The sequence below is a fragment of the Roseomonas sp. GC11 genome, assembly GCF_024437745.1.
GTDB lineage: Bacteria > Pseudomonadota > Alphaproteobacteria > Acetobacterales > Acetobacteraceae > Pseudoroseomonas.
This window is the reverse complement of sequence record NZ_JANFNY010000083.1, coordinates 1-16,235: the sequence shown is the minus strand read 5'-3', so window position 1 is coordinate 16,235 and position 16,235 is coordinate 1. Positions and strand designations below refer to the sequence as shown.

Genomic DNA, 16,235 nt, shown 5'->3' with positions numbered 1-16,235 from the left:
CGCCGAAGAAGGCCGCCACCGCGAAGGCCGCGCCGAAGAAGGCCGCCACCGCGAAGGCCGCGCCGAAGAAGGCGACCACCGCGAAGGCTGCGCCGAAGAAGGCCGCCGCCGTGAAGGCTGCGCCGAAGAAGGCCGCCACCGCGAAGGCCGCGCCGAAGAAGGCTGCCACCGCGAAGGCCGCGCCGAAGAAGGCTGCCACCGCGAAGGCCGCGCCGAAGAAGGCCGCCACCGCGAAGGCCGCGCCGAAGAAGGCCGCCGCCGTGAAGGCCGCGCCGAAGAAGGCCGCCACCGCGAAGGCCGCGCCGAAGAAGGCGACCGCCGCGAAGGCCGCGCCGAAGAAGGCCGCCGCCGTGAAGGCCGCGCCGAAGAAGGCCACCACCGCGAAGGCCGCGCCGAAGAAGGCCGCCACCGCGAAGGCCGCGCCGAAGAAGGCCGCCACCGCGAAGGCCGCGCCGAAGAAGGCGACCGCCGCGAAGGCCGCGCCGAAGAAGGCCGCTGCTGTGAAGGCCGCGCCGAAGAAGGCCGCCGCCGTGAAGGCTGCGCCGAAGAAGGCCGCCGCCGTGAAGGCCGCGCCGAAGAAGGCCGTGACGCGCCGCGCCAAGCCCGTCGCCGCCGAGCCGGCGCCGGTCGAGGTGGTGGAACTGGTCGAGGCCGCCGCCCCCGCCCCGGCCGAGGAAGCTCCGGCGCCGAAGCGCGCGCGCAAGCCCTCCACCCGCAAGGCGAAGGCCGAGGCTGCCGAAGCCCTGGCGCCTGAGGCCCTGCCCGTGCCCGCCCCGGCCGCCGAGGCGCCGCTGGACAGCGCCGCCGGCAACTGATCCGCCGCGCCGCGAACAGGACAGGCGCCGCCCCTCACGGGCGGCGCCTTTTTTCATGCCCGCCCGCCCTTTGCGCGCCGCGCGCCCTGGCCTAGCCTCGCCCGCCACGAAGCGAGGAAACGCCATGTCCGAGAACCTGCACCGCATCCTCTATCTCAGCCACGCACCGGAGGCCGTCTACGCCATGTGGCGCAAGGCCCTGCCCGAGGGCTGCGAACTGCTGACGCTGACCGCCAATGACGATGCGGAGCGCGTCGAGAAACTCGCCCAGGCCGATGCGGTCATCGTCGCCCCCGCCGTGCTGCGCCCCGAATGGGTGGCCAGGGCGCCCCGGCTGAAGCTCGTGCAGCACCAGGGCGTCGGCTGGCAGGGCGAGACGCCCATCGCCGAACTGCGCGCGCGCGGCATCCGCCTCGCCATCAATCCCTCCGGCACCGCCGATGTGGTGAGCGAGCATGCGCTGTCGCTGATCTTCGCCTGCCTGCGCCACATCCCGCGCGTCGATGCCGCCATGCGGCGCGGCGAGTGGCTCGGCACCGCGCTGCGCACCGTCTCGCGCAATCTGCGCGGGCGCACGGTCGGCATTGTCGGCATGGGGCGCATCGGCTCCGCCCTCGCCGCGCTGCTGCAGCCCTTCAATGTGCGCGGCCTCTATGCCGATCCCTATCAGAAGCTGCCGGAAGGGCTGGAACTGGCGCTGAATTTCCGCCGCGTCGAACTCGACACGCTGCTGCGCGAGGCGGAGGTCATCTCGCTCCACCTGCCGGCGACGGCGGAGACACACCACCTCTTCAGCGACGACACCTTCGCCAAAATGCGGCGCGATGCGGTGCTCATCAACTGCGCCCGCGGCGCGGTGGTGGATGAGGCGGCGCTGGCCCGCGCCCTCAAGGCCGGGACCATCCGCTCCGCCGCCATCGATGTCTTCGAGCCGGAGCCGCCGCGCGCCGACAATCCGCTGCTCGCGCTCGAGAATGTGGTGCTGACGCCGCATATCGGCGCCGGCACCTTCGATGCCATGCAGGCCAAGGTGGAAGGCGCCACGGCCAATATCGGCCGCTTCTTCCGGGGCGAGGCCCTGCAGGACGAGATCGACCTGAACGCCGCCTGAGGAAGAAGAAGAAGGGTTCTTTTTTGGAAAAAAGAACCAAAAAACTTTTGTCAGGGGGCGTTCCGCCAGGAGATCCGGGCGGGACGCCCCGCTGAGAAAAGATCAGGCGTTCAGGAGGCCGCCCGCCACCAGCAGGTCCGCCGTGGCAGGGGAGAAGGCACAGGGGATGTCATAGACCAGGGCGATGCGCAGCAGCGCCTTCACATCCACGTCGTGCGCCTGCGGGGCCAGCGGGTCGGGGAAGAAGATCAGCCCCTGGATCTCGCCCTCGGCGATCATGCCGCCAATCTGCTGGTCACCGCCGAGCGGGCCGCTCTTCACCGTGCGGATGGCCAGATGCGGGTTGCGCTCACGCAGCACGCCGCCGGTGGTGGCGGTGGCGACAACGCGGTGCGGCGCGAGCTGCGCCGCGTGCCGGGCGGCCCATTCGGCCAGGGCCGGCTTCATCCGGTCATGCGCGACGAGGGCGAGGGTGATGCTCATGGCGGAAAGGCTTTCAGGAAGAAATCACGCGCACCCGAATGGCCCGGTTTCAGCGCGAGGTGAAGCCCCGCCTCGTCGGAATAGCTCCAGGGCAGGCCGGGATCGATCTGCGCCCCGACGCGCAGCCGGGTGATGCCGAGCCGCCCCAGCACCGCCCCCGCCGCCGCCTCATCCGCCGCCACGAGCTGCCCCACGCCACGCTCCACCAGCGCGGCGGCGAGGTCGCCCAGGGTTTTGTCCAGCAGCGCCGCCAGGGCGGCCTCGCCGAGGCGCGCCTGGAGGGCGGCGGCCCGCTCCGGCGCCGTGGCGGTGGTGATGACCACCGGGCGGGTGGCGGAGAGCTTGCCCTCCAGCCACGCCAGCGCCTGGGCCAGCAGGGCGCCGGGCTCGGGCGTGGCCAGCGGGTCGAGTTCGAGGACGGGGCCATGCAGCCGGGCGAAGCCGATCTGCCCCAGCGTGGCGCGGGTGGAGGCGCTGGCGAGCACCGCCTGGGTGCCGGTGGCGGCGGGCAGGGCCTCGGCATCGGCGCGGTCGGGCAGCAGGCCAGCGGCGCGGAAATTCTGCGGCAGGGCCATGGCGAGGCCGGTGCCGCCGATCACCAGCGGATGCCCGGCGCAGGCAGCGCCCAGGCTGTGCAGATGCGCCTCGGTCAGCGCATCGGCGATGGCGTAGCGGCGCCCGCCATCGCGCAGCCGGTGCAGCGCCTGGCGCAGCGGGGCCAGCCCCTGCTCCACCACGGCGAAGGGCAGCAGGCCGGTGGCGCCCTCCGTCTGCTGTGCCAGGGCGCGCATCAGGCTGGGCTCGCCCGTGCTGGCGAGCGCCGCGCCGAGGAAGAGATGCCCCTGGTAGACCGTGGCGCCGAGCGCCGGGAAAGCCGGGCAGACCAGGGCGAAACCGGCCTGGAGCCGGTGCAGCAGCGCATCCGCCACCGGCCCCAGCTGCCCCGCCGCGAGGCCGCGGCAGCCCGGGTCCAGGTGCAGCAGGATCTGCCGCGCCCCGGCGGCCAGCAGCGCCTCGCAGGCGGCCAGCCGCTGCGCCTCGGGGGCGGCGATCACCAGCGCATCGGTCTCGGGCAGGGGGCCTTCGGGCAGGCGGGTCGTTAGCACGGTGCGCATGCCCTGCGCCACCAGCATGGCCGCGAGATCGGTGGCGCCGGGCAGATCATCGGCGAGGCAGCCGAGCAGGGGCATGGGTCAGGAACTCCTGGAAGAAAGGCAGGCCAGGGGGCGCTGCCCCCTGGACCCCCGCCGGGGTAGCAGGGCTACCCCGGACCCCGCCTTCAGCAAGGCGTCCCGCCGTGACGGGAGACGGCGGCAGCCTGAAAGAAAGGGGAATTCATTCCCCCAGTTTTGGCAAAGCCAGCACATCCACATGCCCCACCCGCACGGAGAGCCTGCCGCGCCGGGCCTGCCCGCGCCGGGCTTCGGCCCAGGCGCGCAGGGCGGGGGCGGAGCCGCGGGGCAGGGCGGCCTGGGCGGCCTGGGCGTGGCCTTCGGCCAGGGTATCGGCCATCACCGGGGTGGCGGCGGGCACCTGCCAGGGGCTCGGCCCGGTGCGCACGGCGAAGCCGGCGGCGCGGAAGGCGCGGGCCAGCGCGGCCGGGGCGGCGGGGCCGAGGGCCGGGCCGCCGAAGCCCTTGTCCCGCCCCTGGTCGCGGCGGAAGCCGCGCGCCACCAGCCGGTCCGCCGGGTGGGGCGGGCTGAAGCGGTCCCGCCCATCGACATTCAGCGTGGCGTAGAAGGGCACCTTCAGCGCCGCCGCCATCCGTCGCACCCAGCCCGCCGAGACGAGGTCGCACAGCGCGGAGCTGACGACGCCATCCGCCTTCTCCAGCGGCAGCATGGCGGGGCCGGCGGCGAGGTCGGCCACCAGCCCCTCCACCCGCCACACGCCATGGCGGGTGTGGACGAGCAGCGTGCTCGGGCGGGGCCAGGTGGTGGTCCAGCCGGCGAGGATGGCGCGTTCCTCGATGGTGGCGAAGGCGTGCTGGAGCAGCGCGGCATCGGCATCCACCAGCGTCCAGTGCTGGGAGCGGGCGAGGAGCGGCGCCAGCCAGCGCAGCAGCGCGCCCGTGCCGGCGCCGAGGTCGATCAGATGCGGGCGCGGCGGCAGGGCCTCGGCCAGGGCCAGGGCGAGCTCCAGGTTGCGGGCGCGGGCATCGAAGGGCTCGCGCAGGCCGAGCCAATCGGCATCGAAGCTTTCGCTCATCGGGCGGCGTCCAGTTCGGCGGCGAAGGCGGTGGCGCGGTCGGCCCAGCGCGGCAGGCGCTGCCCGGCCTGCCATGCCGCCTCGGCCATGGTGGCGCGCAGCCGCGTGTCGAAGATCACCCGCCGCATGGCGCGGGAAAGCGAGGTGACATCGCCCGGCGCGGCGATCACCCCGGCCTCCTTCGGCACCACATCGGCGATGGCGCCGCCGGCGGTGATGGCCACGGGCAGGCCGCGCGCCAGAGCCTCGGCCGCCGCCATGCCATAGCCCTCCCAATGCGTGGCCAGGGCGAAGAGATCGGCGCGGGCATAGAGCGCCTCCAGCGCCGGGGCCTCCACCTCGCCGGCGAAGGTGACGCGCTGGCCGATGCCGAGTTCCGTGGCCAGGGCCTTCAGCCCCTCGGCATGGACGGGGTCGCGCGGGCCGCCGGCGATGGTCAGCGTCCAATCCAGGTCCGGCAGGCGGGCGAGGGCGCGCATCAGCACGTCATGCCCCTTGCGCGGCACCAGCACGCCGACGGCGAGAATGGCGCAGCCCGCCCCGCCCGAACCCCCATGCGAACCTTGGGAGCGCGGTGCCGCGTCCGTGCCGGGCTCGACGACGCCGATGCGGGCGGGGTCGGCGCCGAATTCGCCGGGCAGGCGGTCCGCCGTCAGGCGCGAGGTGGCGACCAGCCGCGCCATGCGCGGGAAGAGCAGGGCCTCCCGCCGCTTCAGCTCGGCGCGCTCCGCCTCGGTGAAGCCGGGCTCGATGGCGGTGGGGTGGTGGATGAGGCCCACCGCCCGCCGCGCTTCCAATTCCGCCACGCAGGGGGCGAAGGCGGGCAGGCCGAGGCCGTCGATGATGAGCTGCGTGCCGGCGGGCAGGGCGTCCAGCGCGGCGCGGGCGGAGGCCTCGGCGGCGGCGTCGGGCAGGGGGTGGCGGCCGGTGAGTTCCACCACCTCGACCGTGTGGCCGGCCGCGCGGAAGCCCTGCACCAGCCGCCGGTCATAGCCATAGCCGCCGGAGATGGTGGAGAAGGGGCCGGGGACGAGCAGGGCGATGCGCATGGCCGCTCAGGCCTCGGCGGTGAGCGGGGCGGGGGCAGCGCCGAGCGGCGCCTCATAGGCGGCCCAGGCCAGCGGGCTCTCGCGCAGCAGCACCTTGAGGGCGGTGACGGCCTGCCCGCCCGCGCCCAGCCGCCCGTCCCGCAGCGCCGCCACCAGCAGGCCGTGGATGTGCTGGCAGAGGAATTCCGTGCTGGTGTTGAGGCCGGCGAATTGCGGCAGGGTGTCGAGGTTGTTGTAGTCCAGCCCGTCGAGGATTTTTCTCAGTTCGACGCGGGCGGCGGCGATGTCCACCAGCAGGTTGTCCGGGCCGAGGCGGGGGGCGCGGAACTCCGCCTCGACGACGAAGGTGGCGCCGTGCACGCGCTGCGCCGGGCCGAAGGCCTCGCCGCGGAAGCTGTGCGCGACCATGATGTGATCCGCGACCGTCAGGCTGAACATGCGGGGTTCCTCTGGTGTCCGGCGTCGTAGGTGATGATGGGACAGAGCGGCGCAACCTCCCCCGCCGCCATCTCGCCGGCCGGGGGCGGGGCGAGCAGGGCGGGCAGGCGGGCGGGCAGTTCCTCGAAGCGCAGGCGGGGGCCGGCCAGGGCGTCGAAGCGCGCCTCCTCCAGCAGGGCGAGGGCGAGGGCCAGGCGCTCCCCATGTGTGCGGCGGCCGCGCATGGCGGGGGAGACGGCGCCCACCTGGGTGGAGCGCAGCACCAGCCGCTTCGCGTGGAAGGCCTCGCCGAGCGGCAGGGCAATGGCGGCGTCACCGAACCAGGAGGCTTCGAGGATGCGCGCCTCGAAGGCGGCATGGGCCAGGGCGTGGCGCAGCCCGGCGGCGCTGGCCGAGGCGTGGATGATGAGTTCCTGCTCCGCCGGGCTGTCCTCCGGCGTGGCGAAGCGGCAGCCCAGGGCCTCGGCCACCGGGCGGCGGGCGGGGTCGGTGTCCAGCACCGTCACCACCGCGCCGGGCAGGCGGGCGAGCAGCGCCGCCACCAGCAGCCCCACCACCCCGGCGCCGATGACCAGGATGCGCTCGCCCAGGCGCGGCTCGGCATCCCAGGCGATGTTCAGCGCGGTTTCCATATTGGCGGCGAGGACGGCGCGGTGGTCCGGCACCGCGTCGGGCACCGGCACGGCCATGGCGGCGGGGGCGTCGAACACATCCTGGTGCGGGTGCAGGCAGAAGACGCGCTGGCCGAGGCGCTCCGCCGGCCCCTCCACCACCACGCCCACGGCGGCATAGCCATATTGCACGGGGAAGGGGAAATCCCCCTTTTGCAGGGGCGCGCGCATGGCGGCGAACTGGCTGGGCGGCACGCGGCCCTGGAGCACCAGCCGTTCCGTCCCGCGCGAGACGCCGCTGGCTGTGGCGCGGACGCGCAGGGCGCCCGGCGCCAGGGGCGGCAGGTCGAGGGCGCGGATTTCCCCCACCCCCGGCGCGGTGGCCCAGAAGCCGCGCGCCTTCATGCCGCGCAGACCGGCGTGCAGACCGCGGGGCGGGCGCGGTGCAGGGCGATGTCGAACAGCACATCCTCCCCCAGCCGGTGGATGCCCCAGTCGAAGCGCAGCCCGTCGGCGATGCGGGCGGCCTCGGGCAGGGTGAAGGCGGGGATGCCCGAGCCGAGCAGCACCGGCGCCACGGTGACGTGCAGCCGGTCCAGCCCGCCGGCGGCGAGGAAGCGGGAGACGGTGAGGCCGCCGCCCTCGACGAAAATCCGCCGCAGCCCGCGCGCCGCCAGCAGCGGCAGCAGGGCCGCGATGTCCAGCCCGCCGAGCGGGGAGGGCGGCACGCGCAGCACCTCCGCCGCGCCGTGGCGGTCGCCGCCCGGCGCATCGCCGGCGCAGACCAGCAGGGTGGGCGGCCCGCCGGGGGCGAAGACGGTGTAGTCCGTGCCCAGGCTGCGGTGGGTGTCGAGCACCACGCGGGCCGGGTTGCGGCCGGGGCAGAGGCGGGTGGTCAGGCGGGGGTTGTCGTGCCGGATGGTGCCGGCGCCCACCAGCACGGCATCGCAGAGGGCGCGCAGGCGGTGGGTATGCAGGAGATCGCCCGGCCCGCCGATCCACTGGCTGGAGCCGCCTGTGGTGGCGATGCGGCCATCCAGCGTCTGCGCCAGCCGCCCCAGCACGAGGCAGCCATCCGCCGCCGTGATGGGGCCGAGCACCGGCCCGAACAGCGCCGCGAGCGGCCCCGGCGCCAGAGTGCCGCCGGCTTCACGCTGGCGCAGCAGGTCATCCCATTCCGGGTCGGCGGCGGTGTGCGTCATGCGCCGCCTCTATGCCGGTATCCTGGGGCGAGGTCCAGGAGGCTCAGCCTCCTGGCGGGAGGGCCAGGGATGGCGGCGCCCTCCCTGTTTTTTCAGACGGGCAGAATCCCGCGCCGTTCATCCGCCCGCCGCAGCCAGGCGGTGAGCGGCAGGGCGAGGAGGATCATCCAGAGCTTGCCGATGACCTGCCCGCCCAGGAAGGAGAGATCGCCAAAGGCGATGCCCAGGAAAAACACGCTGTCCACGACGAGCCCGACCACCCCGGAGGCCAGCACGGCGAGCACGAGGCTGCGCCGCTGCAACGGCGTATAGACGAGGAGATCGGCGGTTTCGCTGAGCAGGAAGGCGACGGCCGAGGCGATCACGAGGGAGGGCGCGGCCAGCGTGGCGGAGAGCGCGGTGCCCGCCAGGATGGCGGCCCAGGCGAAGCCGAGGCCGAGGCGGCGCTGCACGAAGTCGCGCAGCACGAGGGCGAGGCCGATCATCAGCACGCCGGAGGGCGCCATGACGCCCGGGGCGACGGGGATGAGGCAGGGCCCGTTGGGCACGCAGACGGTGCCGGCATGGCCGATCAGCCAGTTCGCCGCGGGAATGGTGAGGCCGAAGGCCAAGAGGGCCAGCAGGCCCTCCAGGCGGCGGGGGTCGGTCATCTGCGAGTTTTCCATTGCTGGGCGGGAGCATCCGCGCCGACGGGATGTCAGCGGCGCGACTGGTAGCCCGCCCAGCCCCTGGCGCGCAACTCGCAAGCCGGGCACGCAGCGCAGCCATGCCCCCAGGGGTGGAGGGTGCCGCGCTCGCCCCGGTAGCAGGTGTGGGTTTTCTCGACGATGTCGCAGACCAGCTTCGGCCCGCCGAGGCGCTCGGCCAGTTCCCAGGTCTCGGCCTTGTCCAGCCACATCAGCGGGGTGTGCAGGACGAAGCGGCGCTCCATGCCGAGGTTGAGGGCGACCTGGAGGGCCTTGATGGTATCGTCCCGGCAATCCGGGTAGCCGGAGAAATCCGTCTCGCACATGCCGCCGACGATGTGGCGCAGGCCGCGCCGGTAGGCGAGGGCGGCGGCGAAGGTCAGGAACAGAAGATTGCGGCCAGGGACGAAGGTGTTGGGCAGGCCATCGGCCTGCAGGGTGATTTCGGTCTCGCGCGTCAGGGCGGTGTCGGAAAGCTGGCCGAGGGCATCGAGGCGCAGCGTGTGGTCGGGGCCGAGGCGCTGCTGCCAGTCCGCGGGGAGGGCCGCGCGGAATTCGGCGCGGCATTCGAGTTCGATGCGGTGGCGCTGGCCATAATCGAAGCCGAGGGTTTCGACATGGCCGAAGCGCGCGAGCGCCCAGGCGAGGCAGGTGGCGGAATCCTGCCCGCCGCTGAAGAGGACGAGGGCGCCTTCCGCCGCGCCGCTGCTGGCCGTCTCGCTCATGCTGGAGCCTCCTTGCTGGAGGGCGGCTTGCAGCGGGGGGCGTGGGGCGTCAAGGAATCTTCTTTTTCTGGAGAAAAAGAAGCAAAAAGACTTTTTTCAGAAGAGGCCGAAGAGGCCACGGCCGGCGCGCTCGGCCTTGACGAGCAGGGCGGCCTGCTCGGCGGCATAGGCGCGGCGGTCACGGATATTCGGGTAGATGATGCCCTGGCGCTGGCACCAGGGGTAGAATTCCTGCGGGCGCACGGCGATGCGGATGACGCGGTAGCCCTCCTTCACGGCACGCTGGAGATCCTTCTTCGCGCCCATGAGCCAGTCATCATAGGACTCGCTCATATCCGGCATTTTCTCGCGCAGGGCTTCAAAAGACTCGGGATCATACCAGGCGAACCCCATGACATTGCCGTCGCTCATCTCACCCCTCCAACACGAGAGGCGAAGATAGGGAGAAGCGGTAAAGGAAGCGTTTAAGCTGTGGGGCGCGGTGTGAGACGATCCAAGGCCCAACGGGCCGCATCGCAGACGACGTCTGAAGAATCCTTGCTCAAGCCTTCAACAATCGGGCGAAGCGCCGCATCGCCGCTGTTGCCGATCGCGATCAACACATTGCGAATGAAGCTCTCCCGCCCGATGCGCTTGATGGGCGAGCCGGAAAACCGCGCGCGGAAGGTGGCATCGTCCAGCAGCGCCAGCTCGGCGAGGCGCGGGGCGGTGAGGTCCTCCCGCGCGATCAGCCCCGGCTCGCGCGCCGCCTGGGCGAATTTGTTCCAGGGGCAGACGGCGAGGCAGTCGTCACAGCCATAGATCCGGTTGCCCATCGCCGGGCGGAATTCCTCCGGGATCGGGCCTTTGTGCTCGATGGTGAGATAGGCGATGCAGCGCCGGGCATCGAGCCGGTAGGGCGCGGGGAAGGCCGCGGTCGGGCAGGCGGAGAGGCAGCGCGCGCAGCGGCCGCAGTGATCCACCTCGGCGCCGGAGGGGGCGAGGTCCAGCGTCGTATAGACCTCGCCCAGGAAGAGCCAGGAGCCATGCGCGCGGGAGACGAGGTTGGTGTGCTTGCCCTGCCAGCCCAGCCCCGCCTGCTGTGCCAGCGGCTTTTCCGCCACCGGCGCGGTATCGACGAAGACCTTCAGTTCGCTGCCCTTCCAGCGCTCCACCATCCAGCGGGCCAGCGCCTTCAGGCGCTTCTTGACGATGTCGTGGTAGTCCCTGTTGCGGGCATAGGCGCTGATGGCGCCCCGGTCGCGCTGGTCCAGCAGGGCGAGGGGGTTTTCCTCCGGCCCGTAATTCATGCCGAGGGCGATGACGGAGACCGCCTCCGGCCAGAGTGCCTGGGGGTGGGCGCGCTGTTCCGCGCGATCGGCCAGCCAGCCCATTTGCCCGTGCATCCCGGCGGCCAGGAAGGCATCCAGCCGCGCCCGCACCTCCGGGCCCAGATGCGCCGGGGCAAAGCCCACCGCATCGAAGCCGAGGCGGAGGGCTTCGTCCCGGATGGCGGCGGCGCGGGATGCAGGATTATCGATTTCAGATCCCTTCTTTTCCCGATTTTTTTTCAGTTTGTGTTCCGCTCCAGGCCCGAGGCGGGACGCCAACGGAAAGAAGTTTTTTGGTTCTTTTTTTCAAAAAAAGAACATTTTTTCCTGAAAGAAAAAAATCACCCCCGCCCGCGATAGGGCGGCACGCCCTGATCCGGCACCCAGACGCCCTGCGGCGCCGCGCCGGTCTGCCAGAAGACATCGATCGGGATGCCGCCGCGCGGATACCAGTAGCCGCCGATGCGCAGCCAGGTGGGCGAGAGCGTTTCGGCCAGGCGCAGGCCGATGGAGACGGTGCAGGCCTCGTGGAAGGCGCCGTGGTTGCGGAAGCTGCCGAGGAAGAGCTTCAGGCTCTTGCTCTCCACCAGCCAGTCGCCCGGGATGTAGTCGATGACGAGATGGGCGAAATCCGGCTGCCCCGTCAGCGGGCAGAGCGAGGTGAATTCCGGCGCGACGAAGCGGACGGTGTAGTGCTGGCCGGGATGCGGGTTGGGGACGCGCTCCAGCACCGCCTCCTCCGGCGATTGCGGCTGGGCGGTGTGCTGGCCCAGTATGGTGAGGCCGGAGACGTCATGAGAGGCGGTCATGCGGTGGTTTCCTCGGCCTGCGCGGCCCAGCCGGCCTGGATGGCGGCGGCCTCGGCGGCGAGGCGGCCTTCCAGGATGGCCTGGCGCAGGCGCTGCATCAGGCGCTGGTAGTAGCGGATGTTGTGCCAGGAGAGCAGGATCGGCCCCAGCATCTCATCCGCCTTGAACAGATGGTGCAGATAGCCCCGGCTGTGGCGGCTGCAAGCGGGGCAGTCGCAGTCCGGGTCCAGCGGGCTGGTATCCTCGGCGTGTCGGGCGTTGCGGATGTTCAGCACGCCGCGGCTGGTATAGGCCCGCCCGGTGCGGCCGGAGCGCGTGGGCATGACGCAGTCGAACATGTCCACGCCGCGCATGACGGCGCCGATCAGGTCGGAGGGCGTGCCGACGCCCATCAGGTAGCGCGGATGCGTCTCCGGCAGCATGGGCACGCTGAAATCGAGGACGCGGAACATTTCCTCCTGTCCCTCGCCGACGGCGAGGCCGCCGATGGCGTAGCCCTCGAAGCCGATCTCCGTCAGCGCCTTCGCGCTCTCGGCGCGGAGATCCTCATAGACGCTGCCCTGCTGGATGCCGAAGAGGCCATAGCCCGGCCGCGCCACGAAGGCGGCGCGGGAGCGCGCGGCCCAGGCCATGGAGAGGCGCATGGATTGCGCCGCCACCTCGTGCGTCGCCGGGAAGGGCGTGCATTCGTCGAAGCACATGGTGATGTCGGCATCGAGGAGGTGCTGGATCTCGATGCTGCGTTCCGGCGTCAGGCGGAATTTCTGGCCGTTGATGTGGCTCTGGAAGGTGACGCCGTCCTTGTCCAGCTTGCGCAGCTGGGAGAGGGACATGACCTGGAAGCCGCCGGAATCCGTCAGGATCGGGCCGTGCCAGTCCATCATGGTGTGCAGGCCGCCGAGTTTGGCGACGCGCTCCGCCCCCGGGCGCAGCATCAGGTGGTAGGTGTTGCCGAGGACGATCTGCGCCCCGGTGGCGCGCACGCCATCGGCCGTCATGCCCTTGACCGTGCCGGCGGTGCCGACGGGCATGAAGACGGGGGTGGGGACGTCGCCATGGGCGGTGTGCAGCGTGCCGGCGCGGGCGTGGCCGTCGCGGCACTGGCAGCTCCAGTGGAGCGGGCCTTGATGCGTCATGGGGCAATGTCCTCGCGGAAGAGCAGGCTGGCATCGCCGTAGGAGTAGAAGCGGTAACCCCCCGCCACGGCATGGGCATAGGCGTCGCGCATCCGCGCCATGCCGGAGAAGGCCGAGACCAGCATGAAGAGGCTGGATTTCGGCAGGTGGAAATTGGTCAGCAGCAGATCCGCCGAGCGGAAGACATGCCCCGGCAGCAGGAAGATATCCGTCAGGCCGCGGAAGGGGTGGACGGTGCCATGTTCATCCACCGCGCTTTCCAGCAGCCGCAGCGCGGTGGTGCCGATGGCGATGATGCGCCCGCCCCTGGCGCGGGTCTCATTGATGGCGGCGGCGGCCTCTTCGGAGATATGGCCCCATTCGGCGTGCAGCCTGTGCTCGCGCGGGTTCTCGGCGCGCACGGGCAGGAAGGTGCCGGCGCCGACATGGAGCGTCAGCGCGACCTGCCCGACGCCGCGCGCCGCCAGCGCCGCCAGCAGCGCCGGGGTGAAGTGCAGGCTGGCGGTGGGGGCGGCCACGGCGCCCGGCTCGCGGGCGAAGATGGGCTGGTAGTCCTCGCGGTCCTCCGGCCTCGGGCCGTCGGGGCGGGCGATATAGGGCGGCAGGGGGATTTCCCCCGCCTTTTCCAGCGCCGCCGCGAGCAGGCCCTGGTCCGGGCCGAAATCGATCAGCGCCGCGCCGCCTTCCTGCCGCTCCACCACGCGCGGGGCGAGTTCCGGCGCGCCCTCGATGGCCAGGATATCCCCTGGCCGCAGCTTCTTCGCGTTGCGCACCAGGGCGTGCCAAACCACGCCCCCCTGGCCGCCGCTCTCGGCGCGGTTGAGCATGATCTCCAGCCGCGCCTCGCCGCGCCGGGCGCGCAGGCGGGCGGGGATGACACGGGTGTCGTTCACCACCATCAGGTCGCCGGGGCGCAGCCAGGCGGGGAGGTCGCGCACCCCCTGGTCCCGCACGCCCTCGGGCGCCACCACCAGCAGGCGGGCGGCGTCACGCGGGCGGGCGGGGTGCTGGGCGATCAGCGCCTCGGGCAGGGCGAAGTCGAAATCCTCGGCCCGGAGTTCGGGCGGGGCGGGGGGTGTGGTGCTGGTCATGGGGGCTTCCGGGCGCGGCGGTAGCGGAGGGGGGCGGCAAAGGCAAGCACAGACGGCGCCCGCACCGAATCCGGGGCCCGCCCCGCTTCCGGCGCGCCCCGCCCCGGTGCAGTCTGCTCCCCAACGAACACCATCCAGGAGGGACCCCATGATCCGCTACGAACTGCCGGGAAAGCGCGCGCTGGTGACGGGGGGCGCCTCCGGCATCGGGCTGGCGGTGGTGCGCCGGCTGGCCGGGGCGGGCTGCCGCGTCGCCGTCAACCACCTGCCGGGCGATCCGCGCGGGGTGGAGGTGGTGGCGGCCCTCCAGGCGGAAGGGCTGGATGTCCTCGCCGCCCCCGGCAATGTGGGGGACGCCGCCGATGGCCCGCGCATGGTGGAGGCCGCCATCGCCGCCCTCGGCGGGCTGGATTATCTGGTGAACAATGCCGGCACCCCCGGCACCACCACCCAGATCCCCCCCGCCGCGCTGGACCGCATCACCGAGGCCTTGTGGCAGACGGTGCTGGAGGTGAACCTGCTCGGCGTCTTCCGCTGCGCCAGGGCGGCGGCGGCGGCCCTGCAGGCGGCGGGGGGTGCGGTCGTCAATGTCGCCTCCATCGCCGGGCAGGACGCGGCCGGCTCCTCCCTGGCCTATGGCGCCACCAAGGCGGGCGTCATCAACATGACGAAGAACCTGGCCCGCGCCCTGGCCCCCGCCGCGCGCGTCAACGCCGTGGCGCCGGGGGCGGTGGATTCCACCTGGATGGTGCAGTGGACGGAGGAGCGCCGCGCCGCCTCGGCCGAGAAGGCCCTGCTCAAGCGCCGCTGCACGCCGGAGGATATCGCGGAGACCATCGTCTTCCTGCTCGCCGGCGCGCCGATGGTGACGGGGCAGACCCTGACCGTCGATGGCGGGCTGACGCTGGAGGCGCGCTGAGCGCGCGCTGTCTTGAGAGGGGCTTCGCCCCTCTCAAACTCTCCCCACCAAAGGCCTGAGGCCTTTGGAAACCCATCCGGGGGCACCTCCTGAAGGCGGGTGCAGGGGACCCTGTCCCCTGCCCAAGGGAAAGAAGGAGGGTTGAGGGGGCAAAGCCCCCTCAAGGCCAGGGCTGGCCGCCATCTTGCCCCTCGGGGAGGTGCGGCGCAGCATGGCGCGCCGCAACAGGGGTGCCCCAGATGCCGAAGGCCGATACCGCCCGCTTCCTCGCCGACCTGCATGAGCTGCGCCAGATCGGCGCCTTCAAGACCGGCGTCCATCGCCCGACCTACTCGCCGCAGGACATGGAGTCCCGCCGCTGGCTGATGCGGAAGATGGAGGAGGTGGGGCTGGACGCCTCGATCGACGGCATCGGCAATGTCTTCGGCCGGCATAAGGGGGAGGGGCCGCATCTCCTCGCCGGCAGCCATATCGAGAGCCAGAACGAGGCCGGGTGGCTGGATGGCGCGCTCGGCGTCGTCGGCGCGCTGGCCATGGCGCGGGCGGGGCTGCCCGTCGATGTCTGCGCCTTCGCCGATGAGGAAGGCCATTTCGAGGGCGGCTTCCTCGGCAGCCGCTCCATCATCGGCGACCTGACGGAAGAAGACATCGACCGCAGCCGCAACCGCACCGATGGCACGCCGCTGCGCGCCGCCCTGGAAGCCGCCGGGCTGGCGGGCCTGCCCCGCCTGCAACTCGACCCCGGCCGCTACAGGGGCTTCTTCGAGATGCATATCGAGCAGGGCACGCAGCTGGAGCGCGCCGGGCTGCGGCTCGGCATCGTCAGCGGCATCGTCGCCATCTGGCAGTGGCGCCTGCTGGTGGAGGGGCAGCAGGACCATGCCGGCGGCACCACCATGGCCGAGCGCCGGGATGCCGGCCTCACCGCCGTGCGGCTGCTCGCCGCCATCGATGCCGAATTCCCGCGCTTCTGCGGCGAGCGCAGCACCTGGACCACGGGCCGCATCACCCTCGACCCCGGCGCGCCCAGCATCATTCCCGGCCGGGCCGATGTGCTCTTCCAGTTCCGCGACGTCTCGGTGGCGAAGCTGGAGGAGATGGAGGCCGGGCTGCGCCGCCTGGTGCAGGAGAGCAACCGTCGCGAGCGCTGCGTGACGACGCTGGTGAGCGTCAGCAAGGCCACCCCCGCCCTGTGCGACCCCGGCCTGATGCGCGCCCTCTCCGCCGCCGCCGAGGCCCTCGCCCCCGGCGCCTGGCAGGTGATGCCGAGCGGCGCCGGGCATGACGCGCAATACATCGCCCGGCTGATGCCCGCCGCCATGCTCTTCGTCCCCTCCATCGGCGGCATCAGCCACCACTGGGCGGAAGATACGAAGGAAGAGGATCTCGCCCTGGGGGTGGAGACGCTGGTGGAGGCGGGCGCGCGCTTCCTGGCGGGGTCCAATTAAGATATTTGAAGAAATCTTCTTTTTCTGAAGAAAAAGAAGCAAAAAGACTTTTTTCAGTTTGGCGTCCCGCCTCAGGCCTGAAGCGGGACGCAAACTGAAAGAAAATTCTGGAAAAAACTAAGGCCTGTTAGAGCTTGAATGCTGTTCCCATGTTCTGGGCATGGTGGAGAGCAGCGACAATCAGGTTTTCACGG

Annotated in this window: 19 protein-coding genes; 4 read left to right on the top strand and 15 right to left on the bottom strand. The window is 71.9% G+C overall.

Translation table 11 applies throughout. The annotated features are described in order from the left end of the window. Positions 1–601: hypothetical protein (locus NON00_RS20310; RefSeq protein ID WP_256024544.1), on the bottom strand; the 601-nt coding region annotated here is incomplete at its 3' end. Between NON00_RS20310 and NON00_RS20305 the strand changes: the two genes are divergently transcribed. After that, positions 585–815 carry a hypothetical protein gene (locus tag NON00_RS20305; RefSeq protein ID WP_256024543.1) on the top strand — a complete coding sequence of 77 codons (231 nt, stop codon included), beginning with the start codon at positions 585–587 and terminating at the stop codon, positions 813–815. The genes NON00_RS20310 and NON00_RS20305 overlap by 17 nt on opposite strands. A 124-nt stretch (positions 816–939) precedes the next feature. Next, positions 940–1,926, top strand: coding sequence for a 2-hydroxyacid dehydrogenase (locus tag NON00_RS20300; RefSeq protein ID WP_256024541.1), 987 nt, complete (start codon positions 940–942; stop codon positions 1,924–1,926). 102 nt (positions 1,927–2,028) lie between these two features. Here the strand turns inward: NON00_RS20300 and NON00_RS20295 are convergent, their stop codons facing one another. The 14 genes from NON00_RS20295 to queA all read right to left on the bottom strand — a co-directional run bounded on the left by NON00_RS20295 (position 2,029) and on the right by queA (position 13,674). Next, entirely contained in the window at positions 2,029–2,409 is a 381-nt protein-coding gene (locus NON00_RS20295; protein WP_256024540.1) for a methylglyoxal synthase, read from the bottom strand. Beyond that, positions 2,406–3,599: a four-carbon acid sugar kinase family protein gene (locus NON00_RS20290; RefSeq protein ID WP_256024539.1), complete on the bottom strand. Its 1,194-nt coding sequence runs from the start codon at positions 3,597–3,599 to the stop codon at positions 2,406–2,408. The genes NON00_RS20295 and NON00_RS20290 overlap by 4 nt, the downstream gene beginning before the upstream one ends. Positions 3,600–3,744: 145 nt before the next feature. After that, positions 3,745–4,617, bottom strand: coding sequence for a class I SAM-dependent methyltransferase (locus tag NON00_RS20285; protein WP_256024538.1), 873 nt, complete (start codon positions 4,615–4,617; stop codon positions 3,745–3,747). Then, on the bottom strand, positions 4,614–5,666 hold the full coding sequence (locus NON00_RS20280) for a glycosyltransferase family 4 protein (protein WP_256024536.1): 1,053 nt from the start codon (positions 5,664–5,666) through the stop codon (positions 4,614–4,616). The genes NON00_RS20285 and NON00_RS20280 overlap by 4 nt, the downstream gene beginning before the upstream one ends. Positions 5,667–5,672: 6 nt before the next feature. Next, positions 5,673–6,104 (bottom strand): 6-carboxytetrahydropterin synthase, encoded by a 432-nt coding sequence (locus tag NON00_RS20275; RefSeq protein WP_256024535.1) that lies wholly within the window; start codon positions 6,102–6,104, stop codon positions 5,673–5,675. Next, complete coding sequence (locus tag NON00_RS20270) at positions 6,092–7,120, bottom strand: dehydrogenase (RefSeq protein WP_256024534.1); 1,029 nt, start codon at positions 7,118–7,120, stop codon at positions 6,092–6,094. The genes NON00_RS20275 and NON00_RS20270 overlap by 13 nt, the downstream gene beginning before the upstream one ends. Then, positions 7,117–7,917, bottom strand: coding sequence for a RibD family protein (locus tag NON00_RS20265; RefSeq protein WP_256024533.1), 801 nt, complete (start codon positions 7,915–7,917; stop codon positions 7,117–7,119). The genes NON00_RS20270 and NON00_RS20265 overlap by 4 nt, the downstream gene beginning before the upstream one ends. Before the next feature lie 92 nt (positions 7,918–8,009). Then, the gene (locus tag NON00_RS20260) at positions 8,010–8,567 is read right to left on the bottom strand and encodes a VUT family protein (protein WP_256024532.1); all 558 of its coding nucleotides are present in this window, start codon (positions 8,565–8,567) and stop codon (positions 8,010–8,012) included. Between the two features lie 47 nt (positions 8,568–8,614). Further along, the gene (gene queC, locus NON00_RS20255; protein WP_256024531.1) at positions 8,615–9,328 is read right to left on the bottom strand and encodes a 7-cyano-7-deazaguanine synthase QueC; all 714 of its coding nucleotides are present in this window, start codon (positions 9,326–9,328) and stop codon (positions 8,615–8,617) included. A 96-nt stretch (positions 9,329–9,424) separates the two neighbouring features. Then, a complete protein-coding gene (locus NON00_RS20250) occupies positions 9,425–9,739 on the bottom strand; it encodes a hypothetical protein (RefSeq protein WP_256024530.1) in 315 nt (104 codons plus the stop codon). 53 nt (positions 9,740–9,792) lie between these two features. Continuing rightward, positions 9,793–10,848 carry a tRNA epoxyqueuosine(34) reductase QueG gene (gene queG / locus NON00_RS20245; RefSeq protein WP_256024550.1) on the bottom strand — a complete coding sequence of 352 codons (1,056 nt, stop codon included), beginning with the start codon at positions 10,846–10,848 and terminating at the stop codon, positions 9,793–9,795. 131 nt (positions 10,849–10,979) lie between these two features. Further along, a complete protein-coding gene (gene queF, locus NON00_RS20240; RefSeq protein WP_256024529.1) occupies positions 10,980–11,447 on the bottom strand; it encodes a preQ(1) synthase in 468 nt (155 codons plus the stop codon). Then, complete coding sequence (gene tgt, locus NON00_RS20235) at positions 11,444–12,583, bottom strand: tRNA guanosine(34) transglycosylase Tgt (RefSeq protein ID WP_256024528.1); 1,140 nt, start codon at positions 12,581–12,583, stop codon at positions 11,444–11,446. The genes queF and tgt overlap by 4 nt, the downstream gene beginning before the upstream one ends. Next, entirely contained in the window at positions 12,580–13,674 is a 1,095-nt protein-coding gene (queA, locus tag NON00_RS20230) for a tRNA preQ1(34) S-adenosylmethionine ribosyltransferase-isomerase QueA (RefSeq protein WP_256024527.1), read from the bottom strand. The genes tgt and queA overlap by 4 nt, the downstream gene beginning before the upstream one ends. Before the next feature lie 148 nt (positions 13,675–13,822). Here queA and NON00_RS20225 point away from each other — a divergent pair, with 148 nt between their 5' ends. Then, positions 13,823–14,593, top strand: a complete 771-nt coding sequence (locus NON00_RS20225; protein WP_256024526.1) for an SDR family NAD(P)-dependent oxidoreductase — start codon at positions 13,823–13,825, stop codon at positions 14,591–14,593. 239 nt (positions 14,594–14,832) lie between these two features. Next, entirely contained in the window at positions 14,833–16,041 is a 1,209-nt protein-coding gene (locus NON00_RS20220; RefSeq protein ID WP_256024525.1) for a Zn-dependent hydrolase, read from the top strand. The last annotated feature ends 194 nt before the right edge of the window (positions 16,042–16,235 follow it).